Raw genomic sequence first — 11,115 nt, 5'->3', positions numbered from 1 at the left:
GTCGTCAGATAGTCCCCCGGCGGCGCGCTGATCAGCGCAAACGCAATCAGCGAAACCGCAAACAAAAACGGGATCGCCCACAAAACGCGACGCGCTATATAAACCATCAACATCAGATAATCCCCGCTCGATCTAGACCGCAATGGCCGAGGACTCGCGCCCGGTTATCCTGATTGGAACCTGGCGCGGTCCGGTGTGGCTGGGGCGTGCGCGGGGCACGCGCTGTCTGGGAGAATATCGGCATCAGTCCATTCCTTCACGAAGCGGCGGAGTCCCGGAGGGCACCCGTAAGCGTTCTGACGGGGGCGCCGGCAGCATATGCCTCGATAGATTCAATGACTTGCCTCCATACCTCTCGGCGCGCTTCGGGCGCGGCCCAGGCGATGTGAGGTGTCACGATGACATCGGGCCTCCCGGCGAGCTTGAGCAGCGCGTTGTCGGGCTCCGGCGGTTCGGTGGACAAGACATCCACGCCGATGGCCGAAATCCGGGCGCTTTCGAGAGCCCGCGCCGCCGCCGTTTCGTCGATAAGGCCGCCTCTTCCGCAGTTTATCACAATCGGGCGCCGCTTCATTCGGGCGAATTCGTCGTGACCGATAAGCCCCCGGGTCTCGGCGGTCAGAGGCGCGTGCATCGTCAGGACATCGGCCGTTTCCAGCGCTTCGTCGAACGACACGTAAGGTGCCTTGGGAACAGAGGCGTCTCCCTTGCGCGCGGCAAAAACGACATCCATCTCGAACGCCGCAGCGATGGCGGCCACAGCGCGGCCGATGGTCCCGCCGCCGAAAATCGCCAGTCTCGTCCCCTTGAGCGATCTGATATCGCGGTCGAAGTAACAGAACTGACCGGAGCCTTGCCACGTCCCGGCGGCGACGCCTTCCTTATACCCGACCAGGTTCTTGGACAGCGCGAGCAACAGTGCGAAAACATGCTCGGGAACCGTGCTCGCGGCATAGTCGCGCACATTCGACACGGTGACGCCCCGCGCCTCGCAGGCTTGCAGATCGACGTTGTCATGGCCCGTCGCCGCGATCGCGATGAACCGGAGTTCGGGGAGACGTTCCAGTTCCGCCCGGCCGATACGGGTCTTGTTCACGACGGCGATCTCCGCATCCGCCAGCCGGTCCACGACCTGCGACGCACGCGTCGTCTTGTAGGCCGTCCATACATGCGCGAAATCCGGGCCGCAGCATTCGATGGAGGGGCCCATCGTCTGACGTTCGAGAAAAACGATCCTTCGCATCGATGTCGCCCCTATCTGTCCTGCCCGTCGGGGCGGACGGGATCGCCCAGGACGTGCATCAGACGATTGGCCCAGCCGAAGAGAGCGGTGGAGAGGATCAGGTCCAGGATTTCGAGCTCGGTCAGGCCGGCCTCGCGCAGCCTGGCCGTCTGGTCCTCCGTGGCCTCGCTCGGGCAGGCCGAAAGCGCCCTCGCGAAATCGAAGATGGCGCGATCGCGGGGCGACAGATCGGCCTCGGCGCCGTCCCTGAAGAGGCTGTCGGTCACCTCTGTCGACTTCTCGATCTGCGCGTGGCGGGCGGCGTGGACCGCGGCGCAGTAGATACAGCCGTTGACGAGGGATGCGCTGATGGCGCCCAGCTCGCGCTCGGCGCGGTTCATTCCGCCTTTTCCGTACATGATGGCGTTGAACAGCGGCGAGCGGACCTTCAGGGATTCGACATCGTGCGCCAGGGTCAGAACGTATTCCGAGACCTTCGTATTCGAGGGGGTGACCTGCAGCGCGTCCAGCTGCGCCTCGGTGGCCTGCGCAAGATCGACGGGCCGGACGCGGGGCTGCCAGTGCGGAACGGTCCGTGTGAACTTCTTCAGGACCGTCGTCATGGGCGTGACCGCTTCATGAGGCGCAGACCGGCGATGACCCGGATCTGGTAGGAGACGAATGCATTGAGTTCCGCCAGCCTGACGATATCGGCATCCGCGACGCCGGCCTCTTTCAGGGCGTCGATATCGGCTTTCTCGACGGCTCTGGTGTCGGCGGCGACCTTGTCCATGAAGGCGAGCACCGCCTGCATCTCCCGGTCGCTGCCGTCCGACGAGGGGTCGGCCAGGTCGGCGGCCGCCCCGGCGCCGGCCAGATACCGGTCGCGAAGGGCCATGTCCCCGTTGAGCGCCGCGATCCTTGCGGCGCAGGCGGCGCGCAGGTCGTGCGGCCACGCGCCGACCTCCCCGGGGCGCAGGACGGCCTCTTCGGCGGCCTGCGTCATCTCGAAGATCTCCAGCCGCCCGGACAGGGTGCGCTCCAGGTCGGAGCCCGTCGCGATGTCTGCCTGCGCGATGGCGGTGGTGTCGGGCAGGCTCACGCGACGGCTCCCTTCTCCTGACCGACCGGCAGATCTGTCGGTGTCCATTCGCTGCCGTCGAGCTCGGGCTCGTCGTACTCCTGGATCCTTTGCCAGTGGTGCAGGACATCCTCCCGGTACAGCGTCGCGCAGAGCGCCCGCGCAAGCCAGGCCGCCCCGTCCGAAACGCCCGGGATATCGCCGCTCACCTTGCCGAGGCTGGCCGTCGCGCCGTAGTTGAAGCAATAGACGTTGCCGATCCACGGCGCGGTGCCGGGCCGTTTCTCGGAGAAGGTGAAATCCGGGTTCAGATAGGGAAAGGCGCCCAGATCCCGCGACGCCTCGCCCTCGGGGGGCTGGTAGGCGTCCTTCCACAGCCTGATCTCTTCCGCGGCCGGCCCGAACTCGGATCGCGCGAGCGGATCGACGGTGAAGCCGGTGCCGAGGATGACGAAATCCGCGACGTATCGGTCGCCGTCCGCGAGTTCGATCCGGACCCGGCCCCGGTCTTCGCGAAGCGCCGCGACCGCCTTGCCGAAATGGAAATGCGCATTGGCGTGGCGACTGACCCGCAGGGTGGAGCCGTGCGGCGGCGGCGTCTGCGTGGCGAAGGAATACCGCATGAAACGCCAGCGCCATTCGTCGGGCAGCGCGGCGAAACCCGCGGTGAAGCCGGGGCTGCCGATCCCGGTCATCTTGTTGATCGTGGGCATCTGCTTTCGCCGGATCAGGTGACGGACTTCCGCGGCGCCGTGCTCCAGGGCCTCGGCCGCGTTGTCGACGGCGGAGGCGCCGACGCCGATGACGGCAACCTTCTTTCCCGCGAGCGCGGGAAAGTCGATATCGTCCGCGGTATGCGCCCAATACGTCCTTGGCAGATCCCCGACGAAATCGGGGATGCTGGGCTGGCCGGTGCCGTCGCGCCCGGTGGCGAAGATCACCTTGCGCGCCAGAAAGCTGCCGGTTTGCGCCCCGGAATGCTGCACCCGGATCAGTTCGTCTTCCGGGCCGATCCTGTCGACGGACACGCCGTTCTCCACGGGAACGTTCAGGACGCGGCGGTACCATCGAAGATACTCCATCCACATCGGTCTCGGGATCTTGTCGAGGTCACGCCAGGCCTCGGCGCCGTACTGGGCGCGATACCAGGCTTGGAATGTCAGATAGGCTTGGCCGTATGACGGCCCCGTCAGCTCTTTCGGCGAGCGGAGCGTTTCCATCCTGGCATAGTTGAGCCACGGCCCCTCCAGGCCGGCCGGGTTGCGGTCCAGAATGCGGATATTCGTGATGCCGGCGCCCGTCAGCGCGAACCAGGCGAGCATGCCGCACATCCCGCCGCCCACGATCACCACGTCGGTGACGCCCTCTCTCTGGGGGATCCAGGGCTTGCCCGGGTAGCACAGCAGCCCGAGCGCGTCCTGCACCTGCGCCTCAAGCCGCGCCAGGCCCTGAGAGTCTACGACGGATGATGAGGCTGAAGGTGTCATGATGCGGTTCCCATCTCGGTGTGTTCGGAGCGAGGGCGGTGCCTCGCCGGCGCGTGTCGGGTCATCGTCAGAGGGTTTCCTGCTCTTCGTCCGTCTGCCGTTCTCCGACATGCTGGAACTGGGCGGTCGAGGTGTTCACCGTATAGTCCGCCCGGCGGCGCGGCGCCTCGCGGGCGAGGCTGTCGACGGCCTGAACGATGGTCCGGGCCTTCTCGTCGCTCAGCAGCGGCGAGAGGTTCAGGCGCACCCATCCCGGTTTTTCGGTTTCCTCGCCGCGCGCGATGGCCCCGGCGATCGCGGCCGATTCCGCCTGGCTTATGTCCAGAAGCCGATGGCCGTAGGGTCCGGCACAGGAACACCCGCCGCGCGCCTGTACGCCGTGAAGGTCGCTCAGCATCCGCGTGAAGAGCTGATGATGCACGTATCCGCCGCGGCCGTCGCGGATCTGAAACGAAAAGATCGGAAGCGCATCCTCCGTCGCGACGCCGAGCAACCTGATCGCCGGATTGGCGGACCAGACGTCCATCGCCATCCTGCGAAGCGCCCCTTGGCGCTCGTCCAGCCATCGCTGCCCGAGTGCCTCCTTGACCAGCATCACCAGGCAGGCCCGGATGTCGCCGATGGAATTCGGCGTCCCGGCCTCTTCGCGGTCGGCCAGCCGCCTGGAATAGACATGCGTCCAGGGCGACACGAAGGACACCGTGCCGCCGCCGGATTTCGTGGGCGTCGTGCGCCTGACGATGGCGTCGCGGATGACGGCAACGCCCGAGGCGCCCGGCCCGCCCGGGAACTTGTGCGGCGAGAACACGATGGCGTCCTTCTGTGCATCGGTTCCCGCTCGCATATCCATCTCGGTATAGGGCGCGGCGCAGCCGTAGTCCCAGAGCGCAACCGCGCCGTAGCGGCGCAGCATCCGTGTGACGGCGTCCACGTCGACCTTGATGCCGGTCACGTTGGACGCCGCCGAGAAGGAGCCGACGAGCAGATCCGCGGGCCCGTCGCGGAGGCCCGCGAGCACCGACTCGAGATGGGACAGGTTCACGCCGCCCGTGGCCGCCTCCTCGATCTCGATGACCTCGGCGCCCGATTCGCGCCACGGCAGGATGTTGGAGTGATGCTCGTAAGGCCCGATCAGCACGACGACGCGCTCGCCGCGCGCCACGGCCTCCGGAACGCCCAGAAGCGACACCAGCCGGTTGAGGCCCGCGGTCGTGCCCGCCCCGGAAAACACGACGCTGGTGGCCTCGTCGGCACCGACAAGGCGCGCGATCTCGGCGCGCGCTGCTTCGCGCAGCCGCGTCATGTACGCACCGCAATAGGACGCCTGGGTATGCGTGTTCGAATAATAGGGAAGTATGTCGTCCCGCACGAAATCCTCGACAAAAGACAGCGCACGGCCCGACGCCACGTAGTCCGCATAGATCAGCGGCTTGGGGCCGAACGGTCCGTCGATCCGGGCCGTGTCGCCGATCAGCGCCGCACGGACCCTCTCGGGGACGCCGTCGCCGCCCAGAACCCGGGCGAACTTGTCTAGCGGTGACATGGTTTCTCCTTTAAGCGCGCTATCCCGATGTCGATGGAACAATGACCAACAATCCGGCAAATTTCTTCACTTCTTTTATCTTCTTTCTTACAGTTCGTGGGTATTTTGAACGAAGAAGGCCGTGTCATGGACAACATCGATCTACGCATCCTGCAGGAGCTGCAGCGGGATTCCTCGCAATCGCAGCGCACCATCGCCGACAAGGTCGGCCTGTCTCAGAATGCCTGCTGGCGACGCCTCAAGACGCTGGAGGCCTCCGGCATCATCAGCCGCAACACCGTCATCTTCGACCGGGCGAAACTCGGCCTGGGTCTCGTCGTCTTTTCGCTGGTCAAGACGCGCCACCATTCCGAGGATTGGCTGCGCCAGTTTCGCAGGCATGTCTCCGCGATTCCGGAGGTGGTCGACTTTTTCCGGATCGGGGGCGAGTACGACTACCTGCTCAAGATCGTCACCGTGGACATGTCCACCTATGACAGCGTGTACCAACGTCTGATCAAGGGCGTCGAGCTCGAGACCGTCACCTCCTATTTCGCGATGGAGGCAATCGAGGAACAGCGCCCGATACCGCTCGTGTAGGGCCGTCTCGCCAGGCGGGCCTGCGGATGTCACACCCGCAGCAGCCCGCCTTCCGAGCGGGTCAGCTGTTCCATGCCCGTCTCGGTCACGAGCACCGTGTCGGAGATCTGGGTCGCGACCTCGCCGGGGATGCGGATGTTCGGCTCGATCGCCAGAAGCATGCCCGGCTGAAGCGGCACCTGCGTCGCCGCGTCGATCGAGGGCAGTTCATGCGCGCCCAATCCCATGGAATGGCCGATCCTGCCGGGAATGTACTTGCCGTAGCCCCTCGCCTCCAGGCCGGCCTTCGAACAGTCGAACAGATCCGAGATCGGCGTGCCCGGACGAATGCGCGCGAAGACCTCGGCGCGGATGTCCAGGATGGCCTCCAGGGCCTGCTTCTTCTCCGGCGCCACGTCGCCGATCATCACGGTGCGCTCGTTCTCGATGTGAATCCCGTCGAGAACGCTCCAGATGAACAATGACGCGGTTTCGCCCCGGCGCGGCACCCGGACTGTCGGGTTGTCGCTGTTGAGGAACATGCGCTCGCCGGACAGAACCCAGGCGAACAGTCCATTCTGGACGCCGTGCTCCAGGTTGCCGAAATCCGCCACCTCCTTGTCGGGATGATCATCGGTCCACGCGCGGTTCATGGCCGCCATGGCGGCGCTCGCGATCTCCCGTTCGTTGCCGCCGCGGCGAAGCTCCGCGATGGCGGCGTCCATGCCGATATCGGCCATGCGGGCGGCGGCGCGGGCGTTCTCTATCTCGTCGGGATCCTTGACATACCGGCACTGCATGATCGCCTCCGAGGCGTCGGCAAGCCGGGCATCGGGCAGCACCTCTTCGAGCTCGCGGAACCGCGCGACCGAAAGAAAGTCCATATCCAGGCCGATCCGGCCCTTCGCCACACCCTTCTCTTCGAGGATCGTGGCCAGCGCGCTCTTCCAGCTCGGGCCCATCGTCACCTTGCTCGACCATGCGCCATAGAGGCGGATGTCGTCGACGAAGCTCGCGGCGCGGGCGTGATCGTCCCGCAGCGCATGGACGAGAAGCGCGCTTTCGCCGTCCCGGCAAAGCACCGCGACGACCGGATGGCTGTAGATGATCGGGTTGAACCCGCTCATGTAGAAACTGTTCTGCGGCTTGAAGACGACCATCGCATCCAGGTCTTGCGTCGCCATCGCGGAGGTCAGCCGTCGGATACGGGAAGGAGGAACGGAGGACATGCACACCCCGGTATCTGCGTGTTGTGGAATTGTTGAGTGAGTGAGGGGGCCGCCGAGGACAGTGGCGGAGGGCCATGGCGGCGGGCCGTGACAGCCCGCCGCCTGTGTCTCAGTTCATTCGTCGGCCCAGTACCAGGTCTGGGGATGGGTATGCGCCGGCGTCGCCAGATCCCACCAGTTCAGCATGCTCTCCGGGACGTTCTTCAGGTCGTTCTTGACGATCCCGTAGGTCGGCATGGCCTTCGAGACGCCGAACACCTCGAACTCGTCGGCGGCGATCTGGATGGCCTGCCGCACCAGCGCCAGGCGCTCCTCGGGATCCGTGGTCGACCGGACCTCGTCGTAAAGGCGGAACCGCTCCTTGATGCTTTCCGGCGGCTCCATGCCTTCTTCGCCGTCGCTCTCGTACCAGTCCCGCCAGGCGATGCCCCACCGGGCGTCGTGGTTGATCGGGATCATCTGGTGCGGGTCGCTGCCGGGGATCCAGGGCGCCCCGCCGACCCAAACCGCCGCGTCGTGTTCGTTGCTGTTCGACGTGCGCTCGTAGAAGAAGGTGCGCTCGACGGCGTTCACGCTCATGTCCACGCCGATCTCGGCCCACTGCATGCGCACCATTTCCAGCGTGTCCACCCATTCCGGGCGAAAAGTCGGAATGGCGTCGATCTGGAACGACAGAGGCTCGCCGTTGGGCATCAGGCGCATGCCGTCCGGGCCGCGCTTGTCGAGGCCCATCCCGTCGAGCAGCTCGTTCGCGCGTTCGGGGTCGTACTCGATATACTGGGTTGAGAACTGCTCGTGATAGTAGGGGTTGTCTTCCTCGAACGGCCCCTGCTGCCACGGCTCGCCCACGCCCAGAAGCACGGTATCGATGATCTCCTGCCGGTCCATGCCGAGCGAGAGCGCGACGCGGAAGTCCTTCTGGTTGAAGATCTCGCGAAGCTCCGGATCCTTGTGGGTCAGGTTGAGGTCGATCATCATGATGTTGAAGCCGCTCACGACCGCCGCGAACATCCGATAGTCGCCCTTCTCCCGGTTCGCCGCCAGCACCGGGCGGTCGGCCGGGGAATCGATGTGCCGAAGGCCGAAATCGATGTCGCCGCCGATGATCGCGAGGATCAAGCTCTCGACGTCCTGGGAGACCGACGCGCTGAGCTTGTCCAGGTACGGCAGCTGGTTACCCTCGGTGTCGACCTGCCAGAAATAGGGGTTCCGCTCCAGAACCACCCGCGTGGCCCCGCCGTCGTAAGGCTCGGTAATGACCCACGGATCGAGCGTCGGCTTGTCGGGGTTGCCCCACCGCGCCGGCAGCTCGGTGGCGCCGCACTTCTGCAGGAACAGGTTCTGCCAGTCGGAGGCCTGGTTCTCCTCGATCAGCTGGTCGATCTCCGGGTTGAAGTCGGGATGGAACTGCGAGCAGTAGTGTTTGGGATACAGCACCGGATGCTGCCCCAGCGGCCCGCCCAGAAGCGCCAGGAAGTCTCCGTTGGGCTCTTCGAAGGTGAACCGGACGGTATCCTCGTCGACCGTCTCGTAGACGACCGGAACGCCCCCGGTCATGTAGCTCGTCGGGACCGGTGCGAAGTCTTCGTCCAGGAGCAGGTTCTCGACGTTGAAGGCGACGTCCTCGACGGTGAACGGCTCTCCATCCGACCAGCGCACGCCCTTGCGCAGGTGAAAGGTGAACTGGCGCCCGTTGTCGTCGACCTCGAAGCTGGTGGCCAGATGCGGCACGATCTCGGTGTATTCCGTGTTCCAGCGCACCAGGCCCTGTGGTTGTGGTCGGAGCTGCCGCGCAGACCGAAACGCAACTGCCCCCCATAGCTGCCGATGCTGTCCAGCGGCTCGATGACCAGCGGTTCGTCGCTGACCCTCTCCTCCACCGGCGGCAATGCGCCGGAGGCCGACATCTCTGCAAGAGCCGGCGCTTCGGAATACGTCTCCTGGGCGTGGAGACCTCCCGCGGAGGCGACCCCCATCATCACGGCCATCGCGAGCCCGGTTTTCGCGTCGGATAACCGGCCCAGCGGCGGTTTGGCGTGTCTACGCATGCAATTCCCTCTCCTGTTGACCATGCGCTGGCCTCAGTCCGGCCAGGCACGGTGGTTTCTTTTTGGCAAACAGAACTTTAGAAAGATGCAGATCAATCATAAACACTGAATCTCTCCTCTTGCGCCCACATCGCTGTTAGTTTTTCACCGTCGTTTGCGAATTCGTCGTTCTTTTTCACGTGCGGTGGGGCGGGCGCGAGATCCGGTTCTGGTGAGTCCTTTTACTTGTGCGGCGATCGCCGATCCAGCCAAGTTGGCGGTCGCGGCGATGAAATGGAGGTGGAGGGCGGACTTGGCGTCACATCGCTCGGTGCAAGCGTGCTCTCTTGCCGCTTTCGGCTGCCATTTCCTCTAGACAACACACCACTTCGTCCCCTTGACGGTTTATCCGCCGACCTTTTTCGTCCGCGAGAGACAGAACCGGTGCCCGTGCGAATGTTGCGCATCCTGATAGAGAAACGCACCCGATCGCCTATCAGGATCACAAATTGGGCGTCGCGAGCACCTTGTTTCCGTCTAGCAATCCCAGAGGTTCCCCCCGACACTCCTCCAGAGACGGCGACCGGACTTGAGGCGGACGACACGCGGTGCCGCTCGGGAGAGACATGGCTCCGTGCGCGCGGTCCGGCGGCAGACCCTAGAAACAGCCCGCAACGTGGGCGGCCGCGCATGCCGCCACGCTCGCGAACGACCCAATGACCGAAAGGAAACCAAGTGAAGAAAGTCGAACTCAACGGGGCCGAATTCGTCTACGACAGCGCGGGCGACGCGCATGAGCATGCGATCGTCGTTCTTCACGGCGGTCGCGGCCAGGGCGATCACCGGCGCGACTTCGAGGCCTTCCGTCCGCTCGCGGACAGCTACCAGGTCCTCGCCTACGATCAGCGCGGCTGCGGCCTTTCGAGCCTGACGCCGCCCTACACCTTCGCGCAGTTCGCCGACGATCTCGAAGCCTTCCGCAAGGAGGTCTGCGGCGGCAAGAAGATCACCCTGATCGGCGGCTCCTTCGGCGGTATGATCGCCTTGACCTACGCGGTGAAGTACCAGGCGGGCCTGTCCCACCTGATCCTGCGCGGCACGACGCCCAGCTATCATTTCCAGGATGCGGTCTTCGCCCACCTCAAGGACCGGCTGCACAAGGCGCCGAGCGCGTCGGAAGACATGATCCGCAAGATGATCCGGGACGGCTGCGAGGACGATCTGGAATTGCGGCTGATCCTGTTCGCGTCGCAACCGCTCTATTACGAGGATTTCGACCCGGATGCGGCCCTGGCGGAGCTGCGCGAGCTGCACATTCACGCCGAGACGCATCGCGAGCTCTTCAGGAACGACAAGTACTACGACGTGCGGGACAAGCTTTCCACGATCACCGTTCCGACATTCGTCGTGGTAGGGCTCAACGACTGGATCTGCCCGCCGGGAGAATCGCGCCTGATCGCCCAGAGCATCCCCGGCGCCGAACTGATGGAAGTCGAGGGGGCCAACCACCCGGTCCATATCGAGAAGAGCGAGCTCGTGCTCGGGCGGATCCGGAAGTTCATGGAGGAGAACGTTTGAACCGCTGGGCCTGTGCGATGAGCGTCCAGGGAAGCGCCCCGCCTGATCCGGTATCGCGCGGCTGCGCATAGCAGGCGCCCGGCATATCCCATCCACGGTGGAGTCCCGTCTCCTCCGTGGCGTCTTGTCCGGTCCGATCGAGCGGTCTCCGCCGAAGTGCCGGGGCCTTCCGGCTCTGATGTGGAGCTCGTCGAGGATCGGCACCCGAAGGCTCGCGTCCGGGGCCGAGGTCGCCTCGTCGGCGATGAGATCGCCGAGTTCGGTGTGATCGCGCGGGCGATGGACACGGGCCCGGCCCCGGATCGGTGTCGCGGCGCCGCTGCAGGGGCGGCGCCGCGGAAGTCGCCTTACTCGTCCTTCCAGAACCACGTCTGCGGCAGGGTCGGCGAG

General features: G+C 65.2%; 10 protein-coding genes. 3 read left to right on the top strand and 7 right to left on the bottom strand.

The annotated features are described in order from the left end of the window. Positions 1-256: 256 nt before the first annotated feature. From P1J78_RS22630 to P1J78_RS22610, 5 genes are all read right to left on the bottom strand, one after another. Positions 257-1,243: a D-2-hydroxyacid dehydrogenase gene (locus P1J78_RS22630; RefSeq protein WP_275569654.1), complete on the bottom strand. Its 987-nt coding sequence runs from the start codon at positions 1,241-1,243 to the stop codon at positions 257-259. 11 nt (positions 1,244-1,254) lie between these two features. Next, positions 1,255-1,845, bottom strand: coding sequence for a peroxidase-related enzyme (locus tag P1J78_RS22625; RefSeq protein WP_275569653.1), 591 nt, complete (start codon positions 1,843-1,845; stop codon positions 1,255-1,257). Further along, complete coding sequence (locus P1J78_RS22620) at positions 1,842-2,324, bottom strand: hypothetical protein (RefSeq protein ID WP_275569652.1); 483 nt, start codon at positions 2,322-2,324, stop codon at positions 1,842-1,844. The genes P1J78_RS22625 and P1J78_RS22620 overlap by 4 nt, the downstream gene beginning before the upstream one ends. Then, complete coding sequence (locus P1J78_RS22615; protein ID WP_275569651.1) at positions 2,321-3,790, bottom strand: NAD(P)-binding domain-containing protein; 1,470 nt, start codon at positions 3,788-3,790, stop codon at positions 2,321-2,323. The genes P1J78_RS22620 and P1J78_RS22615 overlap by 4 nt, the downstream gene beginning before the upstream one ends. A 67-nt stretch (positions 3,791-3,857) precedes the next feature. Beyond that, complete coding sequence (locus tag P1J78_RS22610; RefSeq protein ID WP_275569650.1) at positions 3,858-5,333, bottom strand: aminotransferase class V-fold PLP-dependent enzyme; 1,476 nt, start codon at positions 5,331-5,333, stop codon at positions 3,858-3,860. A 126-nt stretch (positions 5,334-5,459) separates the two neighbouring features. Here P1J78_RS22610 and P1J78_RS22605 point away from each other — a divergent pair, with 126 nt between their 5' ends. Next, positions 5,460-5,912, top strand: a complete 453-nt coding sequence (locus P1J78_RS22605; RefSeq protein WP_275569649.1) for an Lrp/AsnC family transcriptional regulator — start codon at positions 5,460-5,462, stop codon at positions 5,910-5,912. A 29-nt stretch (positions 5,913-5,941) separates the two neighbouring features. Here P1J78_RS22605 and P1J78_RS22600 read toward each other — a convergent pair whose 3' ends face one another. Beyond that, the gene (locus P1J78_RS22600) at positions 5,942-7,120 is read right to left on the bottom strand and encodes a M24 family metallopeptidase (RefSeq protein WP_275569648.1); all 1,179 of its coding nucleotides are present in this window, start codon (positions 7,118-7,120) and stop codon (positions 5,942-5,944) included. A gap of 114 nt (positions 7,121-7,234) precedes the next feature. Then, on the bottom strand, positions 7,235-8,881 hold the full coding sequence (locus tag P1J78_RS22595) for an ABC transporter substrate-binding protein (RefSeq protein WP_275569647.1): 1,647 nt from the start codon (positions 8,879-8,881) through the stop codon (positions 7,235-7,237). 84 nt (positions 8,882-8,965) lie between these two features. Here P1J78_RS22595 and P1J78_RS22590 point away from each other — a divergent pair, with 84 nt between their 5' ends. Further along, the gene (locus P1J78_RS22590) at positions 8,966-9,277 is read left to right on the top strand and encodes a hypothetical protein (RefSeq protein ID WP_275569646.1); all 312 of its coding nucleotides are present in this window, start codon (positions 8,966-8,968) and stop codon (positions 9,275-9,277) included. Positions 9,278-9,882: 605 nt separating this feature from the next. Beyond that, complete coding sequence (locus tag P1J78_RS22585) at positions 9,883-10,725, top strand: alpha/beta fold hydrolase (RefSeq protein ID WP_275569645.1); 843 nt, start codon at positions 9,883-9,885, stop codon at positions 10,723-10,725. Positions 10,726-11,115: the final 390 nt, after the last annotated feature.

This window comes from Psychromarinibacter sediminicola (assembly GCF_029168335.1).
In the GTDB taxonomy this organism is placed as follows: Bacteria; Pseudomonadota; Alphaproteobacteria; order Rhodobacterales; family Rhodobacteraceae; genus Psychromarinibacter; species Psychromarinibacter sediminicola.
The sequence above is the reverse complement of the archived record's forward strand: the minus strand, read 5'-3'. Positions and strand labels throughout refer to the sequence as shown.

Excerpts from the sequence above, each read along its gene's own strand:
- P1J78_RS22600 (WP_275569648.1), bottom strand. The coding sequence starts at position 7,120 with ATGTCCTCCGTTCCTCCTTCCCGTATCCGACGGCTGACCTCCGCGATG.
- P1J78_RS22615 (WP_275569651.1), bottom strand. The coding sequence starts at position 3,790 with ATGACACCTTCAGCCTCATCATCCGTCGTAGACTCTCAGGGCCTGGCG.
- P1J78_RS22630 (WP_275569654.1), bottom strand. The coding sequence starts at position 1,243 with ATGCGAAGGATCGTTTTTCTCGAACGTCAGACGATGGGCCCCTCCATC.
- P1J78_RS22590 (WP_275569646.1), top strand. The coding sequence starts at position 8,966 with ATGACCAGCGGTTCGTCGCTGACCCTCTCCTCCACCGGCGGCAATGCG.
- P1J78_RS22610 (WP_275569650.1), bottom strand. The coding sequence starts at position 5,333 with ATGTCACCGCTAGACAAGTTCGCCCGGGTTCTGGGCGGCGACGGCGTC.
- P1J78_RS22605 (WP_275569649.1), top strand. The coding sequence starts at position 5,460 with ATGGACAACATCGATCTACGCATCCTGCAGGAGCTGCAGCGGGATTCC.
- P1J78_RS22625 (WP_275569653.1), bottom strand. The coding sequence starts at position 1,845 with ATGACGACGGTCCTGAAGAAGTTCACACGGACCGTTCCGCACTGGCAG.